The organism is Streptomyces sp. WMMC500 (assembly GCF_027497195.1).
In the GTDB taxonomy this organism is placed as follows: Bacteria; Actinomycetota; Actinomycetes; order Streptomycetales; family Streptomycetaceae; genus Streptomyces.
Genome location: NZ_CP114905.1, coordinates 7,444,394 through 7,464,684, shown reverse-complemented (window position 1 = coordinate 7,464,684; position 20,291 = coordinate 7,444,394). Strand labels below are relative to the sequence as shown.

The 20,291-nt window shown below is 71.2% G+C and carries 18 protein-coding genes and 1 pseudogene; 7 read left to right on the top strand and 12 right to left on the bottom strand.

Annotated elements, in window-relative coordinates:
- The first annotated feature begins 207 nt into the window (after positions 1 to 207).
- A complete protein-coding gene (serB, locus tag O7599_RS32205; RefSeq protein WP_281619132.1) occupies positions 208 to 1,398 on the top strand; it encodes a phosphoserine phosphatase SerB in 1,191 nt (396 codons plus the stop codon).
- Here the strand turns inward: serB and O7599_RS32200 are convergent.
- Entirely contained in the window at positions 1,358 to 2,395 is a 1,038-nt protein-coding gene (locus tag O7599_RS32200; protein WP_281619131.1) for a WYL domain-containing protein, read from the bottom strand. The genes serB and O7599_RS32200 overlap by 41 nt on opposite strands.
- Positions 2,396 to 2,457: 62 nt before the next feature.
- Entirely contained in the window at positions 2,458 to 2,976 is a 519-nt protein-coding gene (locus tag O7599_RS32195; RefSeq protein ID WP_281619130.1) for a histidine phosphatase family protein, read from the bottom strand.
- A gap of 418 nt (positions 2,977 to 3,394) precedes the next feature.
- On the opposite strand from O7599_RS32195, the gene O7599_RS32190 reads away from it, so the two are divergent.
- Positions 3,395 to 3,511: an SGM_5486 family transporter-associated protein gene (locus tag O7599_RS32190; RefSeq protein ID WP_281619129.1), complete on the top strand. Its 117-nt coding sequence runs from the start codon at positions 3,395 to 3,397 to the stop codon at positions 3,509 to 3,511.
- A 70-nt stretch (positions 3,512 to 3,581) separates the two neighbouring features.
- On the opposite strand, the gene O7599_RS32185 is transcribed toward O7599_RS32190, so the two are convergent.
- The gene (locus O7599_RS32185; protein ID WP_281619128.1) at positions 3,582 to 4,931 is read right to left on the bottom strand and encodes an MFS transporter; all 1,350 of its coding nucleotides are present in this window, start codon (positions 4,929 to 4,931) and stop codon (positions 3,582 to 3,584) included.
- A 52-nt stretch (positions 4,932 to 4,983) separates the two neighbouring features.
- Between O7599_RS32185 and O7599_RS32180 the strand changes: the two genes are divergently transcribed.
- Positions 4,984 to 5,667, top strand: a complete 684-nt coding sequence (locus O7599_RS32180) for an FCD domain-containing protein (protein ID WP_281619127.1) — start codon at positions 4,984 to 4,986, stop codon at positions 5,665 to 5,667.
- Between the two features lie 10 nt (positions 5,668 to 5,677).
- On the opposite strand, the gene O7599_RS32175 is transcribed toward O7599_RS32180, so the two are convergent.
- From O7599_RS32175 to O7599_RS32140, 8 genes and pseudogenes are all read right to left on the bottom strand, one after another.
- Entirely contained in the window at positions 5,678 to 6,091 is a 414-nt protein-coding gene (locus O7599_RS32175; protein ID WP_281619126.1) for a hypothetical protein, read from the bottom strand.
- A 189-nt stretch (positions 6,092 to 6,280) separates the two neighbouring features.
- On the bottom strand, positions 6,281 to 7,048 hold the full coding sequence (gene fabI, locus O7599_RS32170) for an enoyl-ACP reductase FabI (RefSeq protein WP_281619125.1): 768 nt from the start codon (positions 7,046 to 7,048) through the stop codon (positions 6,281 to 6,283).
- A 5-nt stretch (positions 7,049 to 7,053) separates the two neighbouring features.
- The gene (gene fabG / locus O7599_RS32165) at positions 7,054 to 7,773 is read right to left on the bottom strand and encodes a 3-oxoacyl-[acyl-carrier-protein] reductase (protein ID WP_281619124.1); all 720 of its coding nucleotides are present in this window, start codon (positions 7,771 to 7,773) and stop codon (positions 7,054 to 7,056) included.
- 167 nt (positions 7,774 to 7,940) lie between these two features.
- Complete coding sequence (locus O7599_RS32160) at positions 7,941 to 8,066, bottom strand: hypothetical protein (protein ID WP_281619123.1); 126 nt, start codon at positions 8,064 to 8,066, stop codon at positions 7,941 to 7,943.
- Between the two features lie 443 nt (positions 8,067 to 8,509).
- On the bottom strand, positions 8,510 to 8,926 hold the full coding sequence (locus O7599_RS32155; RefSeq protein WP_281619122.1) for a hypothetical protein: 417 nt from the start codon (positions 8,924 to 8,926) through the stop codon (positions 8,510 to 8,512).
- Positions 8,923 to 13,452, bottom strand: coding sequence for an RHS repeat-associated core domain-containing protein (locus O7599_RS32150; RefSeq protein ID WP_281619121.1), 4,530 nt, complete (start codon positions 13,450 to 13,452; stop codon positions 8,923 to 8,925). The genes O7599_RS32155 and O7599_RS32150 overlap by 4 nt, the downstream gene beginning before the upstream one ends.
- A gap of 463 nt (positions 13,453 to 13,915) precedes the next feature.
- Positions 13,916 to 14,392, bottom strand: a pseudogene (locus O7599_RS32145) (DEAD/DEAH box helicase); the annotation flags it as partial.
- A 116-nt stretch (positions 14,393 to 14,508) separates the two neighbouring features.
- Positions 14,509 to 14,679 carry a hypothetical protein gene (locus O7599_RS32140; protein ID WP_281619120.1) on the bottom strand — a complete coding sequence of 57 codons (171 nt, stop codon included), beginning with the start codon at positions 14,677 to 14,679 and terminating at the stop codon, positions 14,509 to 14,511.
- A 212-nt stretch (positions 14,680 to 14,891) separates the two neighbouring features.
- Between O7599_RS32140 and O7599_RS32135 the strand changes: the two genes are divergently transcribed.
- The 3 genes from O7599_RS32135 (at position 14,892) to tyrS (ending at position 19,216) form a co-directional block, all read left to right on the top strand.
- The gene (locus O7599_RS32135) at positions 14,892 to 16,412 is read left to right on the top strand and encodes a TldD/PmbA family protein (protein ID WP_281619119.1); all 1,521 of its coding nucleotides are present in this window, start codon (positions 14,892 to 14,894) and stop codon (positions 16,410 to 16,412) included.
- Complete coding sequence (locus O7599_RS32130) at positions 16,409 to 17,827, top strand: TldD/PmbA family protein (protein ID WP_281619118.1); 1,419 nt, start codon at positions 16,409 to 16,411, stop codon at positions 17,825 to 17,827. The genes O7599_RS32135 and O7599_RS32130 overlap by 4 nt, the downstream gene beginning before the upstream one ends.
- A gap of 111 nt (positions 17,828 to 17,938) precedes the next feature.
- Positions 17,939 to 19,216, top strand: coding sequence for a tyrosine--tRNA ligase (gene tyrS, locus O7599_RS32125; protein ID WP_281619117.1), 1,278 nt, complete (start codon positions 17,939 to 17,941; stop codon positions 19,214 to 19,216).
- Between the two features lie 142 nt (positions 19,217 to 19,358).
- On the opposite strand, the gene O7599_RS32120 is transcribed toward tyrS, so the two are convergent.
- Positions 19,359 to 19,640 carry a GlsB/YeaQ/YmgE family stress response membrane protein gene (locus O7599_RS32120; RefSeq protein WP_281619116.1) on the bottom strand — a complete coding sequence of 94 codons (282 nt, stop codon included), beginning with the start codon at positions 19,638 to 19,640 and terminating at the stop codon, positions 19,359 to 19,361.
- 174 nt (positions 19,641 to 19,814) lie between these two features.
- Between O7599_RS32120 and O7599_RS32115 the strand changes: the two genes are divergently transcribed.
- Positions 19,815 to 20,210, top strand: coding sequence for a DUF3099 domain-containing protein (locus O7599_RS32115; protein ID WP_281619115.1), 396 nt, complete (start codon positions 19,815 to 19,817; stop codon positions 20,208 to 20,210).
- Positions 20,211 to 20,291: the final 81 nt, after the last annotated feature.

Sequence of the window (20,291 nt, the reverse complement as noted above, 5' to 3'; positions counted from 1 at the left end):
ACGGCACTTGATCGCATACGGCTCCCTCCGCGCGGGCGCGCCGGGAGCCGGGCGGGGAGCCCCGGCGCCCTCCCCCGCCCGTTCGGCCCCCGGCAACCGCACGTACTCCCCACCGCAATCTCCCAGCCCAGCGGCCCCGCCGCCGCCCGCCGCGGCCCCGACCCGCCCGGCCGCCGGCGGGCCCCGCCGCGATACCGTGGTGCCATCATGACCACCGTCGCCCGCACGCTTCTCGTCAAGATCTTCGGCCGCGACCGCGCCGGCCTCACCGCCGGCCTCTTCGACACCCTCGCCGCCTACCGGGTCGAGGTCATCGACATCGAGCAGATCGTCACCCGCGGCCGCATCACCCTGTGCGCCCTGGTCACCCCGCCCGTCGGCGCCACCGAGGGCGAGCTGCGCGCGACGATCCACTCCTGGGCCGACTCCATGGGCCTGGAGGCGGAGATAATCTCCGGCACGGGCGACAACGAGCCGCGCGCCCCCGGCCGCTCCCACGTCACCGTGCTCGGGCAGCCGCTGACCGCCGAGTCGACCGCCGGCATCGCCGCCGCGATCACCGGCACGGGCGCCAACATCGACCGCATCTTCCGGCTCGCGAAGTACCCGGTCACCGCCGTGGAGTTCGAGGTCTCCGGCGCCGCCACCGAGGAGCTGCGCACCGCGCTGGCCATAGCCGCCGCCCGCCTCGGCGTGGACGTCGCCGTCGTGGCGTCCGGGCTGCAGCGCCGGGCGCAGCGGCTCGTCGTGATGGACGTCGACTCCACCCTCATCCAGGACGAGGTCATCGAGCTGTTCGCCGCGCACGCCGGCTGCGAAGCCGAGGTCGCGGAGGTGACCGCCGCGGCGATGCGCGGCGAGCTGGACTTCGAGCAGTCGCTGCACGCACGGGTGGCGCTGCTGGCCGGGCTGGAGGAGTCGGTGGTGGACAAGGTGCGCGAGGACGTACGCCTGACGCCCGGCGCCCGCACCCTGATCCGTACGCTCAAGCGCCTCGGCTACCAGGTGGGCGTCGTCTCCGGCGGCTTCACGCAGATCACCGACGACCTCAAGGACCGGCTCGCGCTGGACTTCGCCGCCGCGAACACCCTGGAGATCGTCGACGGCACGCTCACCGGCCGGATCACCGGGCCCGTCGTCGACCGGGCGGGCAAGGCCCGGCTGCTGAGCGCCTTCGCCGCGGAGGCGGGCGTGCCGCTGGCGCAGACGGTGGCGATCGGGGACGGCGCGAACGACCTCGACATGCTCAACGCGGCGGGCCTGGGAGTGGCGTTCAACGCCAAGCCGCTGGTCCGGGAGGCCGCGCACGCGGCGGTGAACGTGCCGTTCCTCGACGCGGTGCTCTACCTGCTGGGCATCACGCGCGACGAGGTGGAGGCGGCGGACACGACCGGCTGACGCGGTCGCCGAGGTCGCGCAGGAAGTCCGCCAGCTCCGGCGGCTCGCGCACCTCGAAGTCCACGCCGAGCAGCGCGATCCGCACGGCCAGCCAGTCGAGCGCGTCGCCGCCCGTGACCAGCGTGCAGCGGTCGGCCCCGGCCGGCTCCAGCAGTCCCGCGCCGCGCGGCAGGCGGCGTACGGCCTCGTCGAGGGGTACGTGCAGGGTGACGACGGCGCGGTACCGGCCCCGGTGGCCGGCGATGGACTCGGCGACGAAGGCGGCGGCGTCGGCGGCGGGCAGCTCGCGCGGGGGGTGGCGGACGCCGGTGGGCCGCGGGTCGTCGATCCGGTCGGCGCGGAAGCTGCGCCAGTCGGCGCGGTCGCAGTCGTACGCGACGAGATACCACCGCTGACCGGTGCTGACGAGGCGGTACGGCTCGACGTGCCGGGCCGTACGCCCCGGCTGTTCCGCCCCGGCCCCGCGCTCGTCCTCCCCCGCCCCGCGCCCGCGCCGGTACCCGAACCGCAGCCCCTCCCCCCTGGTGCTCGCCGCGGCCAGCGCCGCGAGTACCTCCGCGGCCACCGGCGCCCCGGCCGCCGCCACCGCGCCCGCCGGGCTCACGGTCAGCGGCACCGTGGCCCGCTGGAGCGCGGAGACGCGGCGGCGCAGCCGTGCCGGCAGGACCTGCTCCAGCTTGGCGAGGGCCCGTACGGACGTCTCCTCCATCCCCCCGGCGCCCCCGGCGGCCACGGCCCGCAGCCCGGCGGCGACGGCGACGGCCTCGTCGTCGTCGAGGAGCAGCGGCGGCATCGCGGTGCCGGCGGCGAGCCGGTAGCCGCCGACGGCGCCGACGGTGGCGTCCACGGGGTAGCCCAGCGCGCGCAGCCGGTCGACGTCGCGGCGTACGGTGCGCACGCTGACGCCGAGGCGTCCGGCCAGCTCCGGGCCGCTGTGCTCGCGCCCGCTCTGCAGCACGGACAGCAGCGTGAGCAGCCGGGCGGAGGTGTCACCCATGCCTCGATGATGCCCGGGAACGCGGACATCCTCCGGCCGCCTTCGCGTGCGGCCTCACGGGCTCACTGCTGGTGCGGCGCCCAGAACTCGGTGAGCCGGCCCACGCCGTGCTCCACGGACTTCCACGAGCCGGCGAACTCCACCACGGCCACGCCCGACGTCGGGAAGCCGCGGCTCAGCCTGTTCAGCGTGTCCCCCTCGGCGGAGCCCGCCAGGGCGTCGGCGAGGCCGTGCATGCCGGGGTTGTGGCCGACGACCAGGAGCGTGGAGACGTCGTCGGGGACCTCGTTCAGCACCTGGATCAGCTCGCCGAGCGACGCCTCGTACAGCCGCTCCTCGTACACCGTCCGCGGGCGCCGGGAGAGCTTGCCCACGACGAGCTTCCAGGTCTCGCGGGTCCGTTTGGCGCTGGAGCAGAGAGTCAGGTCCGGGTCGATGTCGTGGGCCGCGAGGAACTCGCCGGCGGCGGGAGCGTCGGCCCGGCCGCGCTCGGCGAGCGGGCGCTCGTGATCGGAGTCCTGGGCCCAGTCGGCCTTGGCGTGTCGGAGAAGGACGATGCTGCGGGGCGTTCCTGCGCTCATAAGCTCAGCTTCGCACGAAACCGGCCGCGGGGTCCGGGCAGTTCGCCGGGTCTCCCGCCAGGAGTGACGGGCCGCCACGCCCCTGCGCGGGCGGTTCAGAACAGCCGGAGGGCCAGGAGGGCGGTGAACGCCATGACGGGCAGGGCGAGAGACCACCACGGCAGCCAGCGCTGCGCCGCCGGTGGTACGGGCTGGGTGGGGGCATCGGCTGACATCTTCGCCTCCGTGGGTTGCCTGACGTCCCGAGTCCTTCGTGCTGCTTCGAACCTACGGACCCGGGGCCGCCCGTCCCATCCGGTGACCCACCCAGTTCCCCCTGACCCTGGCCCCCTAGGGGAGGGTGGTGCTAGCCCCACCCCCGGGCCGCACGCCGGCGCCCTCGCGGACGGGCGGGGGGCGGGGATGCGAGACTGTCCGCATGCCCGTGCTCGACCCGAACCCCCAGAACGGGCAGCGCAAGCTGCTCTACGTGCTCGGCACGATCCTCGCCATCCTCGTGGTCATCGGCGTCATCGCCACGATCGCCTCGCCCTGAGGCCCGAGACCCGCGGCCCAGGCGCCGGCGCGCCGGTTCCGGCGGCCGGGGCGGCCCGGCGATCCCGCCGTCAGACCTCGTCCTCGACCACGCGGTCGCGGCCGGCGACGATGCCCGCCGCCACCTGGGCGACCATGAAGCCCGCGAGCACCGCCAGCGGGACGTCCCAGCCGTCCGTGGCCCCGTACAGCGCGCCGACGGCCAGCGGGCCCGGGACGGAGATCAGATAGCCCGTGCTCTGCGCGAAGGCGGAGAGCCGGACGAGGCCGGCGTGGCTGCGGGCCCGCACCCCGAGGAGGGTGAGGACCAGGGGGAACGCGCAGTTGGACACGGCCAGCAGCAGGGCCCATACCCAGGCGCCGCCCGCGGGCGCCAGCCACAGCCCCGCGTAGCCGCCGAGGCCGCAGGCGCCGAGCACGACGACCAGCGGCCCCTGGTGGTCGAGCCGGGCCGCGATCCGCGGCAGCACGAAGGCCAGCGGGACGCCCATGCCCATGGACAGGGCGAGCAGCAGCCCGGCGGTGGACGCGGACAGGCCGGCGTCGCGGTAGATCTGCGGCAGCCAGCCGAGGGTGACGTAGGCGGCCGTGGCCTGGAGGCCGAAGAAGACGGCGAGCGCCCACGCGGTGGGGCTTGAGGTGATACGGACCGGCCGTGCCGGCTCCGCCGGGGGCCCCGCCGCCTCGGTGCCGGTGCCCGTTTCGGTGGCGGCGTCCTTGGGGGACGCGGCGGGGCGCGATCCGCGCGACAGCACCGCCCACGGCACCACGGCCACCGCCGCGACGGCCGCCCAGAGGCCGAGCCCCAGGCGCCAACTGCCGCCCAGCGTCTCGCTCACCGGCACGGTGAGCCCGGCGGCCGAGGCCGTGCCGAGGGCCAGGCCCATCGAGTAGAGCCCGGTCATCGAGCCGACCCGGTGCGGGAACCAGTGTTTGACGATGACGGGGATCAGAACGTTGCCCACCGCGATGCCGCCGAGCGCCAGCGCGCTGGCGGCGAGGAACGCGGGGGTGTTGCCGAACAGCGGGCGCAGCGCCAGGCCGCCGCCGATCGCGGTGAGCCCGCCGGCGACGACGGCCACGGTGCCGAAGCGGCGGGCGAGGCGGGGCGCGAGGCTGCCGAAGACCGCGAAGCAGAGCGCCGGCATGGAGGTGAGCAGCCCGGCGACCGTGCCGCTCATGCCGATGTCGGTGCGTACGTCCTCCAGCACCGCGCCGAGCGAGGCTATCGCGGGCCGCAGGTTGACCGCCGCCAGCAGCAGGGCGGGGATCGTCAGCCGCAGCACCCACGGCGCCACCCGCGCCGCGGAAGCCGGCCCCGGGGCTGCTGCCGGCCCCATGGCCTGGTCTTTTCCGGTCGTCTCCCCCGGGGTCTCGGCGGGTTTGGCGAGGATGCTGCGGCGTGGCATGCCGACCATCATAGAATCATTGGATGAATGGTTGTCGACTCCGTCGTCCGAGCACGGGAGAGACATGGCACTGACGTCGCCGCGCCGGTCGAGCCTCACCGACCAGGTGATCGCCCAGTTGCGCACGCAGATCACCGCCGGCGAGTGGCCGGTCGGCAGCCGCATCCCGACCGAGCCCGAACTGGTCGAGCAACTGGGCGTCGCGCGCAACACCGTCCGCGAGGCGGTGCGGGCCCTCGCGAACAACGGTCTGCTCGACATCCGGCAGGGCTCCGGCACGTACGTCGCCGCCACCAGCGAGCTGGCGGGCGTCATGCAGCGCCGGTTCGCCGGGGCCCGGCCGGGGCACGTCGCGGAGCTGCGCAGCGCCCTGGAGGCGCAGGCGGCGCGGCTGGCGGCGGTGCGCCGCACGGAGCCGGAGATGGCGCAGTTGGAGCTGCTGCTGCGGCGGCGCGAGGAGGCGTGGGAGTCGGGGGACGCGGCGTCGTTCGTGGACGCCGACGCGACGCTGCACCTGGCGGTGGCGGCGGCGTCGCACAACGAGGTGCTGACGGCGATCTACGCGGACCTCGGCGAGGTCGTCCGCACCACCCTGCGCTCCAAGGTGGGCGACGTGCTGCTGCCGGCGGAGCACCTGGACCACGCGCGGATGGTGGCCGCGATCCGCGCCGGGGACGCGGAGACGGCCGCGGCGGAGGCGGGCGGGCACGCCTACGGCTGCATGCCGGAGCCCGCCCTCGGCGGCTGACGGGCCCCGCTCAGCCCTCCGGCACGTCCCGTATCGGCTCGTGGCTGACCCATGCCCGGGCGACGCCGAACCAGCAGCGGTCGCGCAACTCGCCGCCCTCCGCGGGGTCGAGCCGCATCGGCGTCCCGTCCACGTCCGGGTCCCACCACCGGGCGCACTCGATGTGCAGGCGTACGGCGTCGGTGTAGGGCCCGGCGTTGAAGCAGCGGGCCGTGACGGTCGACCCGGTGACGGCGGTGCGGCACTCGGCCTTCGTCGGCCCGCCGCGCCCGTCGGCGCCGGCGGAGTCCGCGGCCCCCGCGGGACCTGCGGCGCCCAGCACCACCGGCCCGGCGGCGAGGGTGACGGCCGCGCCCAGGAGCGTACGCCGACGTGCCGAGCCCCGGGTGCGGCGGCCGTGACGACGCGGGCCCTCACGCACCACGGAACCTCCTCGGCCGTACGGCGACGCTCGCGCGAAGCGTCGCTGCTGCACCACAAGGGGACGGGAACTGCCCCTTCAGGGTGCGCCGCGGCCCCGCCCGGGGCCCACCGGCCTACGCCGAACGGGCGACCCCGCGCGGGGGCCGCCGGCCGGCCGCACCGGCCGTACGGAAGGCGCCCGCGCCCGCCGCTACGCGCCCATGATGTGCACGCCGCCGTCGACGTGCACGATCTCGCCCGTCGTCTTCGGGAACCAGTCCGACAGCAGCGCCACGATCCCGCGCCCCGCCGGCTCCGGGTCCGCCATGTCCCACTCCAGCGGCGAGCGCGTGTTCCACACGTCCGCCAGGTCCGTGAAGCCGGGGATGGACTTCGCCGCCATGGAGCCGATCGGCCCGGCCGAGACCAGGTTGCAGCGGACGTTCTCCTTGCCCAGGTCGCGGGCCAGGTAGCGGCTGGTGGCCTCCAGCGCCGCCTTGGCCGGGCCCATCCAGTCGTACTGCGGCCAGGCGAACTGCGCGTCGAAGGTCATGCCGACGACCGACCCGCCGCCCTGCATCAGCGGCAGACAGGCCATCGTCAGCGACTTCAGCGAGAACGCCGACACGTGCATGGCCGTCGCGACGGACTCGAAGGGCGTGTGCAGGAAGTTGCCGCCCAGGGCGTCGGGCGGGGCGAAGCCGACCGAGTGCACGAGCCCGTCGAGCCCGCCCAGCTCCTCGCGCACGATGCCCTCGATCCGCGCCAGGTGCTCGTCGTCGGTGACGTCGAGCTCGACGACCTTCGTCGGCTTGGGCAGCTTCTTCGCGATGCGCTCGGTCAGCGTGGGCCGCGGGAACGCGGTGAGGATGATCTCCGCGCCCTGCTCCTGCGCCAGCTTCGCCGCGTGGAAGGCGATGGACGACTCCAGCAGCACGCCGGTGATGAGGACGCGCTTGCCGTCGAGGATTCCGCTCATGGTGCTCAGTGACCCATGCCCAATCCGCCGTCCACGGGAATGACGGCTCCGGTGATGTACGAGGCGTCGTCGGAGGCGAGGAACCGCACGGCCGCGGCGACGTCCGCCGGCTGCGCGTACCGGCCGAGCGGCACCTGCGCGAAGATCTCCGCCTGCCGCTCCTCCGACAGCGCGCGCGTCATGTCGGTCTCGACGAAGCCGGGCGCGACGACGTTGAAGGTGATGTTGCGCGAGCCCAGCTCGCGCGCGAGCGAGCGGGCGAAGCCGACGAGCGCCGCCTTGGAAGCGGCGTAGTTGGCCTGGCCCGGGGAGCCCATGAGGCCCACCACGGAGGAGATGAGCACGACGCGGCCCTTGCGGGCCCGCAGCATCCCGCGGTTGGCGCGCTTGACGACGCGGAAGGTGCCGGTGAGGTTGGTGTCGAGGACGGAGGCGAAGTCCTCCTCCGACATCCGCATCAGCAACTGGTCCTTGGTGATACCGGCGTTGGCCACCAGCACCTCGACGTTGCCGTGCGCCTCCTCCACCTCCTTGTACGCCCGGTCGACCTGCTCGGTGTCGGTGATGTCGCACAGCACCGGCAGACAGCCCAGCTCCACCAGCGCCGCGGGCGGCTCGCCGGAGCGGTAGGTGAACGCGACCTTGTCGCCCGCCTCGGCGAACGCGCGGGTGATGTCGAGGCCGATACCGCGGTTGCCTCCGGTGACCAGAACCGAGCGGCTCAAGGAAACATCCCTTCTCCCTGGTACTTCCCGGACTTCCTCCAGGACTCCTCACCCGAGAAGCTATCGGTACGGGACGCGCCACGGGCATTCCGCCCCCCACACAGGCCCGCGGCGGACACTTGTGGGGTTTCTACAGAAGGACCCCGGGGTCTACCCTGCGGCATTCCTCAGCCCCGCGTGGACCGGGCCTGGTCGATCTTCTCGGCGAGGCCCCCGATGTCGGCCGCCAGCGCTGGCCAGGGGCGCTCCAGATCAACGACGTGCCTCCAGATGAGCAGCCGTTCCTGCCCCACCGGCACCTCTCCAGTCGCGGATGATCCTGCGGAACGCGCAGCCCCAGGTCTCCGAACGCAAGGCCGTCCTGCGGCGCGTCACACCTCAGGATGACGGCGGCGTTGTAGCAGACGCCAGCTACGACAGTGGTCGCAGAGGGCACAGCTTCCCTTCCTCACGGTGTACGGGTGCGGCTGCTGCGGTCGGGGCGGCGAACCGGCTGACTCGTACACCGCGCGCGACCGGTGGCCATCGGCGCCGCGCATGGCGGGAAGCCCTGGACACGAGTCCCGCCTGGCGACCTCCGGTCGAGATCGCGCGCACTTTCCCGCGGCCGTGGCGAGGTGCGGCTCCGCGGTGGCCCTCGGCGGGGATTGCTTGACCGTTGTCGGCATAAAGTTCCCCCGACGCTCGTGAGGCGCCATCTGATCCGAGAGCACGCCTGCCGGCTCTCGGGGAACCCTCAGGCTCTCGGGTCGTCGACATCCAGAGTGATCCTGACACCGGACGTCGAAAGGAATGTTGCACCACGTCCCGATGTCCGGATCTCCGTAAACGGGTTGGAGTCTGTGAGAAAGATCGCCCATACCAACGTGCGATCACCTCTCAGGCGGGCAACAAACCCTTCGGAGCCATAGGACCCGTCGCCGGCCCAGAGCAAGTCCCCGTCTTCCCTCTCCATCGAGGTCAGTCCGTCCACCTCTGAGGTCCAGTCCGGATCAGATGCGACGTAGTCGGCGAGGTCGAAACTCTGCAGCACCCGAAGCCCGCTCGGGCTGTCGGGGTCGATGACCACCTCGTACGACACCCCGTCCCGGAAGTACAGCGCGTTGCGGATCGGTAGTCTGAATTCGCTCCACAGATCCTCGATGACGCTCACCTGCCGCAACCTCCTGGTGGTAGTCGGCGAGGCCGCTCACTCAGCCCCTGCCTCGGGACGGGTTCGCCCAGTTCGTTCCGGTTTCGTGCCGAATTCATTCTCCGGTGGAACTGTTGACCCCATGTTCTTCCGGTCGTCGAGGCCGGGTGTGGTGCATTCGGATCCACGCGTCTTACCGGTACCGGTTGCCCGACCTCACGTGCCGCATCGAGCCTGCGGTTATCGTACGAGACCAGTTGGCCATCGACATCCATGACGTCCAGTGGAGCGTCGGGACGTGACCAGTCCCAGTCTCCTGCCCTCATGCGATCGGCGTAGTCGTTCTCCGTCACAGTTCGCTGTGAGAAGTTGATGTCTTCCGGGTCCACCCATTCGATATCGCCTTCTGGAGTCAGCCCAAGTGGATCTACCCAGGTATGGGGGTTGGTGACGTAGGTGACGGGATTGGGGGCCGGACTCAGACCCAGTGGGTCCGGGGTTGTGTACCGGGCGGTTGAGGGGTCGTAGTACCGGTTGATGTTGTAGTAGAGGCCTGTTTCGGCGTCCGCGTACTGGCCAGGAAACCGAAGCGGCGTGTCAGCGGTAGCACTGAGCTGTGCGGCGGCCCCCCAGAGTGTGGTAAGGGTTCGCCAAGCTATGTCACCGTTGCTGGGATCGATGAGTTCGCTCGGTGTGCCGACGAGATCGGTGACGATAGCGAAGAATCGACTGTCGATCTCGTCTTGGGTGGCGGTGTCGCTAAGGCGTTCGTGTTGGGAGATGGGAGCCAGTCCGTCGTGGTTCCAGGTCTGGGTGACAGTGTGGGAATACGGGCCGCCTGTCGTGCTCTGTTCGATGAGGGTGGCACCGTCGTAGGTGAATACGGACTCTTCGACGACGCTGCTGCCGTCATCGGCGATGCGCTGCTTGGCGCAGCGTCGGCCGAGGGGGTCGTAGCGGTAACGCCAGACGGTGCCGTCCGGGGTGATCGCTTCAGTGAGACGGTCCTCGGCGTCATAGGAGAAGTGCCAGGAATCGGGCTTCCTGGATAGGTTGATCTTCTGGCGCAGGACAAGGCGCCCGGCAGAGTCGTGCTGATAGCGGTAGCGGCCTGCGCGGACCAGGGTGGTACCTGCGTAGGCGCGTTCTCCGGTAGCGTCGCCACCGGCATGCCGGGGTGGCCAGGCGGCGTGGGTCTGGTTGCCGAGGGTGTCGTACGCGTAGGACTCGGTCCAGTCGGCTGCTGACACAGCCGTCACGCGGCCGGCCGGGTCGAGCCCGAAGGTTCGCTGCCCGATCAGGTGGTCGTCCAGGGCGCTGAGGTGCCCATCCGGACGGTAGGTGTAGCTGCGCTGCTGGATCAGGGCGGCTTCCGGGCCGGCTGTGAGGGACTGGTGGGCGAGGCGTCCGGCGGAGTTCCAACCTGTGGTGAGGGTGATGTTGCTGGAACGGCGGATGATTTCGCGTCCGGCCGGGTCGTGCTCGAAGGCCAGTACATGTCCGTTCGTGGTCACCTGGGTGCGGTTGCCCGCTGCGTCATAGTGGTATTGAGTCGAGGCGCCGGTCGGGGTGGTGCGGTTCACCAGGTTCCCGGCAGCGTCCCGGGTGTAGGTGGTGGTGTGGCCGTTGACCCTTTCGGAGAGAATGCGGCCGAGTTCGTCGAGTTCGTAGGCCAGGGTTGCGTCCGGGCCGGTCGCGGCCCGCAGACGGCCGACGGGATCGTAGTGGTAGCGGACGGCCAGCCCGTCGGCGTCCTTGGCGACAATTCGTCCGAGCGGATCCCTGGAGTAGGCGATCGTCTGGCCGAGCGAGTCTGTGCGAAGGGCCAGCCGGCCGACAGCATCGAGAGCGTAGCTGGTGGTGCGGTCGTCGTAATCAGATTCCCCGACCAGGCGGCCGCATTCGTCGTAGGTGTAGTTCCACGTGTTGCCCTGGGGATTGGTTACCCGGGTCAGGTGCAGGCCGGTGTCGTAGTCGAAGGAGTGGCGGGTACCGTCGGGATCCGTCCGGGCCGCGAGCAGGTCGAAGTGGGTGTACTCGTACGTGGTCTGCTGCCCTGCAGCGTCGATGTGGGCAGTGCAGTTGCCCTCCCCGTCGTACGTCCACGTCTCTGCGGTCCCGTCCGGCCCGGTACGGGCGGCCAGATGTCCTTCAACCGTCCACTCCAGCCGTGTGGCAGCCCCGAGCGCGTCTGTGTACGCAACGAGTCTGCCGAAGGAGTCTCGCTCGTAGCGACTCGTGCCACCGAGGGGATCGATGATCTCCCTCGGAAGACCGGCAGTGTTGCAGATGACGGCGGTGCGGTTGCCGAGCGGATCGGTGATCGAAGTCTGCCGGCCGGCGTCGTCGACCGAGATCCGGGTTGTCGACGCGGTGGGATCGGTTTCCCTGAGCAGGTTCCCGCGGTCGTCGTACTCCCAGTGCCAGCTTGTCCCGTCGGGCAGGTGTACAGCCGCGAGCCGCTGGCTGCCGTTGTACTCGCGGCGGACTGTTGATCCGTCGGGGTACACGACTTCGACAGGCTGTCCGTGGGGGTTGGTGGTGTAGCGGGTGGTGTGGCCCAGCGCGTCGGTGCTGGACAGGGGGCGATGCTGAGCATCGTATGCGCTCTGTGTGGTGTGACCCAGCGGATCGATCTCGGCGACGATCTGGCAGTTGTCATTGATGACGAAGTGGGTTGTATGGCCCTCGGCGGTGGTCAGCGCGGTGACCCGGTGGCCGGGCCAGGCAGGATTGACAGCGTCGTAGTCCAGGGTGATGGCGAGATGCCCGGCCTCGCCGCCTTCCGCGATACAGCGGTCGTGCTCGTCGTAGGTGTAGCGGTAGGAGCGATCGTTGCGGTCGGTCCAGGTGGTGATGCGCAGGCGCTCATCGTAGGTATAGCGCAGGGAGAGACCAGAGGAGTTGTTGTCGTCGGCGAGATTGCCGTCCTCGTCGTATCCGAAGCGCTTGATCTCGATATCTGATCCGTCGTCGGCGGCCCCGGCGAGGTGGAGTGCGGTGACGCGGTCGTCGACGGTCGTGAGTTTGAGGTGGTAGCCGCCCGAGTGGACGAGACCTGTGGGTGACCCGTCGGCATCGTAGGTGAAGTCGATGCTGTGACCGTTCTGATCGACGATCTGCTCGATCCTGCATATGCCGTCGGTGTCAGGAGAAGCGAAACGCCGACTGTGACCGGTGACGGGGTCGGTGATGCTGTAACCGCCGGTGTCGAGCTTCGCCAGGGGCCAACACGGACCTTGTTCCGGCATGGTTGGCTCGGGACCGGAGGGATGCGCGTACGCGAGCACGCGTCCGTCATGGGTCGCGAAGACCACACCACGATCATCGACCTCTATGTGCTGATCGATGGTGGAGGCCCACGTGGGGCCGAACCATCGTCCAGCCCGGTATGCGGAAGAAACGCGTCGAGTGAAGACCAGCGGGAGCAGGCCGGGGAGCCTGACATCGGTCTGGGGGAGATACATCGCGCCGGTGGCCAGGTCGACGGGGTCGGTGAGCTTGGAGACGACATTTTTGAGGCGGTTGTGCGCACCTTGAGCGGCATCATCCAGCATGGTGCGGCCACGCTTGGCAAGGCCGAGCACGGCCGCCTTCATGCCTTTGAGGCTCCTCATCGCCTTGAGTCCGCCCTTGAGGCCCTTCGCCAGTCCGCCGAGGGTGGTCAGGCCCTTCATCCCCGGGATGCAGTCCAGTGCGGCGAAGGCCACGTCCCAGAGGGAGGCTTCGCCGTTCATGTATTTGACGAGGGTGTCGGCGAGGACGACGAGGGCGGCGGCCAGGACGACCCAGGCCAGGGGTCCGCCGATGATGAGGACGACGATGCCGAGGACGGCGACGATGACCTTGCAGACGTTGACGATGGTGTCCCAGTTGTCTTTGACCCAGTCGACCGCCTTCTCCCACCACTTACGGTTCTGAATACCGGCGTCGGAGGCCTCCTCCAGCTTGTCCTTCGCCTCCGACGCCGCGTCCTCACGCATCTTCTTCGCGTCCGCGGCCATCTTCTTCGCCGCTTCCAGGCCGGACTCGGCGTTGTCGACGGCCGTCTGGGCTCTGGTCTGGGCGGACTTGGCGTCGGTTGCGTTGCGGGTGGCGGCGCGTACCTCGGACTCGTCGGGCTTGTCCTTGCCCTCTTTCTCGTCGTACTCCTCGGTTTTCGCCGTGGCGCGTTCGACCCAGGAGTTCGCCGAATCAAGGCGGCCGTTGGCGGCGGTCAGGTCGCTCTGTGCCTCCCGGCCCCTGGCAAGCGCCTTGTCCGCCAACGACTGGGCCCGCTCCAGTTTCGGCCAGTATGCGGCGAGGGCGTCGCCCGCCAGGTCGTAGGAGCGCTGGAGCTTCTTGAGGTTCTTCGGGACCTCTTCGAACTCGTCCTGGAACGCTTTGGCGGTCTTCCCCGCCCAGCGCAGCAGCGCGTCCTCACCCGCCATGCCCTTGATGTCCCGCAGCGCATCCGCCACGTCATCGGCGAAGTCGTGCAGCTCACGAGCGAGTTGTTTTACCCGTTCCGGATCACCCGGCGTGGGGTCCTCGTCCAGGTCCAGCACATGCCAATCCGTAGGACGATTCCCCACGTTCCCAGCCCCCTGTGGCCCATCGACGACCGCACCGCTGCGACGAGGCTAGCCCTGGTCACGCATCGCAGTGAAGTGCGATCCCGGCCTCCTCTGGGTGCGGGCTCCGCATCCACTCTGCGGAGGCCGCGGCACGAGGTAGCCGAGCGCGAGCGCCTCCTGAAGGTGTCCACATGCAGAGGTTGGCAGTAATCCGGCAGCACATCGTGACGACGTGGACAGGCGGGGGTGGAAAAGAGACATGGCGATCCAGAGACAGCGGCCACAGGCGTTTGTCACGGAGGGAAAGGGCCGACCTCGGCCGGCTCTCCGCTTTCGGCGGCCAGAGAACCGGCGGCCTCTGGGATGGTGGCCGGAGAGCGGCGGACGAGCAGCCCACTCGGTTCCACGGCCAGCCCCACCGTGTCCCCCACCCAGACGGCGAGCGGATCACACTTCAGCACGTCATGGCCGGCCGGCAGCCGGGGAGCCCCTCGCCGGCGCGGCGCACCGCGTCGGCGAGGGGCTCACGGGAATGGGCCCCCGGCACCACGTCGGTCCCGGGGTCGGTGGAGCGCTCCTGGGTCTCGCCGATGACCCGGGGCGGTGAGATCGTCGCACCGAACAGCCGGGTGGCCACTTTGGCGATCTTTTCCCGCGCTTCGGCGAAGGTCCGCGCCGTGGCCATGGTCGCCGACGTACCGACGCACTGGAGTTCCCGGGCCTCGCAGGCGTCTCGCAGCCTGCGCACGAGCAGGGCGACGTCGGCGCCCTGCCGCCCGCGGTACGTGTGCAACTCGTCGAGGGCGAGGAAGCGCAGGCCGCGGGCGTCGCCGATGAGCTCCCGCCGCTCCATGGGGCGAGTCAGGAGGTACTCCAGCATCACGTAGTTGGTGAGGAGGATGTCCGGCTGCCTGCGGAGCACCTGAAGGTTGCTCTCGGAGTTCCTCCTGCCCGGTGTACCTGGCGAAAGTCACCTTGCGCCGATCCTCCGGAACGCCCCACTGGAGTACAGCTCCAGCTCGTCGACCTGGCTGTTGGCCAGGGCGTTCAACAGCGGAAGGCGGGGTTCAGCGCGAGTTTGGGGTCGGACCAGCGGGCCTTGCGCTCCCGTTCTCCGGCGAGGTGCCGCTGAATCTCCGGGTCACGCACCGCAACGAGAGAGCTGGTGAACGCCTGGTACTCGTCGATGAGGTCGTGGTGGACACCGAAGACGTCCATGGCTTGGAGACCCCCTCACTATCTGCTCACTCACCCGGCGTACCCGGCCACACACCGGGAGAACCGCACACGCTGAGTCAGCCCACTGTCCCCCGGTGACGTCCCTCCGCGCAGCCGTCGGGGGTTATGGTGCCCACGGCCGGTCTGTCCGACATTCCGGCGTACGCGGTCGGCGGCGATTCCGCACACGAGCAGCCCGGAGGTACTCCCACGTGTCCCATTCCCTCGACGACGCGTTTCTCGCGCTGCCGCTCGGCGCCCTCGCGGACGCCGCGCTCGCGCGGGCCCGGGCGCTCGGCGCCGAGCACGCGGACTTCCGCCTGGAGCGGGTGCGCAGCGCCGCCTGGCGGCTGAAGGACGCCAGGCTGTCGGGCTCGACGGACACCACGGACCTCGGCTACGCGGTGCGCGTGGTGCACGGCAGGGCCTGGGGTTTCGCCGCCGGGGTCGACCTGACCATGGACGCAGCCGCGCGGGTCGCCGCCCGGGCGGTGGCGATGGCGAAGCTGTCGGCGCGGGTCATCGCCGCGGCCGGGGCGGACGAGCGGGTCGAGCTGGCGCCGGAGCCGGTGCACGCGGAGCAGACGTGGATCTCCGCGTACGAGGTGAACCCCTTCGACGTGCCGGACGCCGACAAGACCGGGCTGCTGACCGAGTGGAGCGAGCGGCTGCTCCGCGCCCCGGGCGTCTCCCACGTGGACGCCTCGCTGCTCGCGGTCCAGGAGAACAAGTTCTACGCCGACACCGCCGGCACCTCGACGACCCAGCAGCGGGTGCGGATGCACCCCGAGCTGACCGCGGTGACGGTCACCGACTCCGGGGACTTCGACTCGATGCGCACCCTCGCTCCGCCCGCGGGCCGCGGCTGGGAGTACGCGACCGGCACCGGCTGGGACTGGGACGCGGAGCTGGCGCGGATTCCCGGCTGGCTGGCCGAGAAGATGGCGGCGCCGAGCGTCGAGGCCGGCTCGTACGACCTGGTGGTCGACCCGTCGAACCTGTGGCTGACGATCCACGAGTCCGTCGGCCACGCCACCGAGCTCGACCGCGCGCTGGGTTACGAGGCCGCGTACGCCGGCACCTCCTTCGCCACGTTCGACAAGCTCGGCACGCTGCAGTACGGCTCCGGCCTCATGAACGTCACCGGCGACCGCACCGCCGAGCACGGGCTCGCCACCATTGGCTACGACGACGAGGGCGTGCAGGCGCAGTCCTGGGACCTGGTCAGCGAGGGCGTGCTCGTCGGCTACCAGACCGACCGCCGGATCGCGAAGCTCACCGGCGCGGACCGCTCCAACGGCTGCGCCTACGCCGACTCCCCCGCCCACGTGCCCGTGCAGCGCATGGCGAACGTCTCGCTGCAGCCGGCGCCCGAGGGGCCGACGACCGAGGAGCTGATCGGCGAGGTCGAGCGCGGCATCTACGTGGTCGGCGACCGCTCCTGGTCGATCGACATGCAGCGCTACAACTTCCAGTTCACCGGCCAGCGGTTCTTCCGGATCGAGAACGGCAGGCTGGCGGGCCAGCTCAAGGACGTCGCCTACCAGGCGACGACCACCGACTTCTGGGGCTCGATGTCGGCGATCGGCGGCCCGGAGACGTACGTGCTCGGCGGCACGTTCAGTTGCGGCAAGGCCCAGCCCGGCCAGTCCGCGTCCGTCTCGCACGGCTGTCCGTCCGCGCTCTTCCGGAACGTCAACATCCTCAACACCACCCAGGAGGCCGGCCGATGACGCGCACGACCCGCACGACCGAGCCGCACGAGACCGTCGAGCGGGCCCTGGAGCTGTCGCGCGCCGACGGCTGCGTCGTGATCGCCGACGAGGAGTCGAGCGCGAACCTGCGCTGGGCGGGCAACGCCCTGACGACCAACGGCGAGACCCGCGGCCGTACGCTCACCGTCATCGCCACCGTCGACGGGCGGGAGGGCACGGCCTCCGGCGTCGTCTCCCGCGCCGCCGTCACCGCCGACGACCTGGAGCCGCTGGTACGGGCCGCGGAGGCCGCCGCGCGCGACAGCGGGCCGGCGGAGGACGCCCGGCCGCTGGTCGAGGGCGTGCCGCAGTCGGCCGACTTCACCGAGCCGCCCGCCGAGACCTCCTCCGACGTGTTCGCCGACTTCGCACCGGCGCTCGGCGAGTCCTTCGCCCGCGCCCGGGCCGGCGGCCGGCAGCTCTACGGCTTCGCGAACCACACGCTGACCTCCACCTACCTGGGCACCTCCACCGGGCTGCGGCTGCGCCACGACCAGCCGACCGGCACGCTGGAGCTGAACGCCAAGTCGCCGGACCGGACGAGGTCGGCCTGGGCGGGCCTGTCGACCCGCGACTTCACCGACGTGACCGCCGAGGTCACGGCCGGGCTGGACGCGGAGCTGGCGCAGCGGCTGGCGTGGGCGGAGCGAGCGGTGGAGCTGCCCGCCGGGCGGTACGAGACGCTGCTGCCGCCGAGCGCGGTGGCGGACCTGCTGGTCTACATGTTCTGGTCGGCCTCCGGCCGCGACGCGCACGACGGCCGCACGGTGTTCAGCAGGCCGGGCGGCGGCACGCGCGTCGGCGAGAAGCTCGCCGGGCTGCCGCTGACGCTCCGCAGCGACCCGGCGGAACCGGGTCTGGAGTCGGCGCCGTTCGTGATCGCGCACGCCTCCGGCAACGACTGGTCGGTCTTCGACAACGGGCTGCCGGTCGGGCCCACGGACTGGCTGCGTGAGGGCACGCTGCAGCACCTGCTGACGGACCGCTTCACCGGGGACCTGACCGGCCTGCCCGTGACGCCCGAGGTGGACAACCTGGTGCTGGACGCGGGCGGGACGAAGTCCCTGGACGACATGGTCGCGGGCCTGGGGCACGACGGGCCGGGGCTCCTGCTGACCTGCCTGTGGTACATCCGCGAGGTCGACCCGGCGACGCTGCTGCTGACCGGGCTGACCCGGGACGGCGTGTACCTGGTGGAGAACGGCGAGGTGACCGGGGCGGTGAACAACTTCCGCTTCAACGAGTCGCCCGTCGACCTGCTGGGGCGGGCCGCCGAGGCCGGGGCCACGGAGCGGACGCTGCCGCGCGAGTGGGGCGACTGGTTCACGCGGGCGGCGATGCCGCCGGTGCGGATCCCCGACTTCAACATGAGCTCGGTCAGCCAGGGCGTCTAGGCGCCATTACCCTCGTACGCGGCACCCCCGTGCGCGGGGGTGGCCGCGGGCGCCGGCCGCGTACGGGACCGGGGGCCGGATCAGGACCGAGACCGAGGAGATACGAGAGACGTGACGGACATCGTCGACGAGCTGCGGTGGCGGGGGCTGCTGGCCCTGTCCACCGACGAGGACGCACTGCGCAAGGCGCTCGCGGACGGTCCCGTCACGTTCTATTGCGGCTTCGACCCGACGGCGCCCAGCCTGCACGTCGGCCACCTGGTGCAGGTGCTGACCATGCGCCGGCTCCAGTCGGCCGGGCACCGGCCGCTGGCGCTGGTCGGCGGCGCGACCGGCCAGATCGGCGACCCCAAGCCGGACGCGGAGCGCACGCTGAACGACCCGGAGGTCGTCGCCGGCTGGGTGGAGCGCGTCCGCGCGCAGATCGAGCCGCTGCTCGACTTCGAGGGCCCGTACGCCGCCCGGATGGTCAACAACCTGGACTGGACGGCGGGGCTGTCCGCGATCGAGTTCCTGCGCGACGTCGGGCGGCACTTCCGGGTGAACAAGATGATCACCAAGGAGGCCGTCGCCCGCCGGCTGGAGTCCGAGGAGGGCATCAGCTACACCGAGTTCAGCTACCAGATCCTGCAGAGCCTGGACTTCCTGGAGCTGTACCGGCGGTACGGCTGCACGCTGCAGACCGGCGGCAGCGACCAGTGGGGCAACCTGACGGCGGGCACCGACCTCATCCACCGGGTCGAGCCGGAGGCCGTGGTGCACGCGCTGGCGACGCCGCTGATGACCAAGGCCGACGGCACGAAGTTTGGCAAGACGGAGGGCGGCTCGGTCTGGCTCGATCCGGAGCTGACGACGCCGTACGCCTTCTACCAGTTCTGGCTGAATGTCGATGACCGCGACGTCTCCCGCTACCTGCGGATCCTGAGCTTCCGCAGCCGCGAGGAACTGGTGGAGCTGGAGCGGCAGACCGAGGAGCGGCCGCAGGCGCGAGCAGCCCAGCGGGCGCTGGCGGAGGAGCTGACGACGCTGGTGCACGGCGCGGAGCAGTGCGCCGCGGTGATCGCCGCGTCGCGGGCGCTGTTCGGGCAGGGTGAGCTGGGCGAGCTGGACGAGGCGACGCTGCGGGCGGCGCTGGCCGAGGTGCCGCACGCGCGGGTCGCCGAGCTGGGTCCCGTGGTGGAGCTGCTGGCCGAGGTGGGCCTGGCGCCGAGCAGGTCGGCGGCCCGCAGGACGGTCAAGGAGGGCGGGGCGTACGTGAACAACGTGAAGGTCGCCGCCGAGGACGCCGTGCCCGCTCCGGAGGACCTGCTGCACGGGCGCTGGCTGGTGCTGCGCCGCGGCAAGCGCAACCTGGCAGCGATCGAGCTGGCGGCCCCCGAGGCCGGCTGAGCCGCCGGGGACCGGGTCGTCGCCGGGACCGGCAGTCGCCGGGGCGGGCCGTCGCCGGGCCCGGGTGAGCGGCGCGCCCGGCCGCCCCGCGCGCCGGTACGCACGCGGGGCGGCCGGGCGGGATGCCGCCAGGCGGGATTCGCTACCGTGGGCTGCGCTTCTTGTAGCCGCGCATCCTGTCGTACAGCGGGGTGCCGAAGGCCACGACGGCCACGGCGCCGGCGAGCTGCAGAATGTGCCGGATCCAGTCGATTCCCCTGGTGTCGTCCACGCCGATCCCCGAGGCAACGGCGTTCCCGATGATGCCCCCGATGATGCCGAAGACGGTGGTCAGCCACAGGGGAATGGCCTGCTTGCCGGGCAGGATGGCCCGGGCGATGACGCCCAGGACCAGGCCCACGATGATCGCCCACAGCCAGCTCATGTCGCCTCCTCGTGCGGCGGGGTCCGCCTGCCGTGTCAGTCTCCGGTGGCAGCCCGGAGGGTGCATTCCGGCCAGGGCCGTTCGGGTTATGGGGCGGTATGTCCGACCCCGCCGTCGAAGGGAGGGCTTTCCCGGCGTACCTTGGGGACGTATCCCAGTACCAGGGGGTGGAGCGTGAAGCGGAAGCGCCGCGGCGATGCCGACGTGTTCAGGATCACCGGTGCGCGACAGAGCCTGGACGACGACGTGCGCGGTCGGCAGCGGCGGTACGTGATCTCCATGGTGATCCGCGCGGTCTCGGTGGTGGCCGCCGCGCTGCTCTGGAACGTCGAGCGGCACATCGCGGTCGTCGCGCTCGTCCTCGGCATGTTCATTCCGTATTTCGCGGTGGTCATCGCGAACGCGGGCCGGGAGAACGTCCGTTCGCTGCCCTCCACCTTCCGCGTCACCACGCAGCGCGCCGTGATCGCCCCGCCGCCGCGGACCGGACGAAAGCCCGACTTCCCGGGCGAACCGGCCCCGGCCGGGAACGAGTCGACCACAAGCGATAGCGCTCCGCCGACCGTTTGATCACCAACTGTGCAAGCTCAGAAAAACCTCAAATCAAATATGCCGATCCAGTGCCGGGCGGCCCTCCCCGCGTGACATACT

Bases quoted from the DNA above. Each gene is read 5' to 3' on its own strand.
- serB (WP_281619132.1), top strand. From the start codon at position 208: ATGACCACCGTCGCCCGCACGCTTCTCGTCAAGATCTTCGGCCGCGAC.
- O7599_RS32200 (WP_281619131.1), bottom strand. From the start codon at position 2,395: ATGGGTGACACCTCCGCCCGGCTGCTCACGCTGCTGTCCGTGCTGCAG.
- O7599_RS32195 (WP_281619130.1), bottom strand. From the start codon at position 2,976: ATGAGCGCAGGAACGCCCCGCAGCATCGTCCTTCTCCGACACGCCAAG.
- O7599_RS32190 (WP_281619129.1), top strand. From the start codon at position 3,395: ATGCCCGTGCTCGACCCGAACCCCCAGAACGGGCAGCGCAAGCTGCTC.
- O7599_RS32185 (WP_281619128.1), bottom strand. From the start codon at position 4,931: ATGATGGTCGGCATGCCACGCCGCAGCATCCTCGCCAAACCCGCCGAG.
- O7599_RS32180 (WP_281619127.1), top strand. From the start codon at position 4,984: ATGGCACTGACGTCGCCGCGCCGGTCGAGCCTCACCGACCAGGTGATC.
- fabI (WP_281619125.1), bottom strand. From the start codon at position 7,048: ATGAGCGGAATCCTCGACGGCAAGCGCGTCCTCATCACCGGCGTGCTG.
- O7599_RS32140 (WP_281619120.1), bottom strand. From the start codon at position 14,679: ATGGACGTCTTCGGTGTCCACCACGACCTCATCGACGAGTACCAGGCG.
- O7599_RS32130 (WP_281619118.1), top strand. From the start codon at position 16,409: ATGACGCGCACGACCCGCACGACCGAGCCGCACGAGACCGTCGAGCGG.
- O7599_RS32120 (WP_281619116.1), bottom strand. From the start codon at position 19,640: ATGAGCTGGCTGTGGGCGATCATCGTGGGCCTGGTCCTGGGCGTCATC.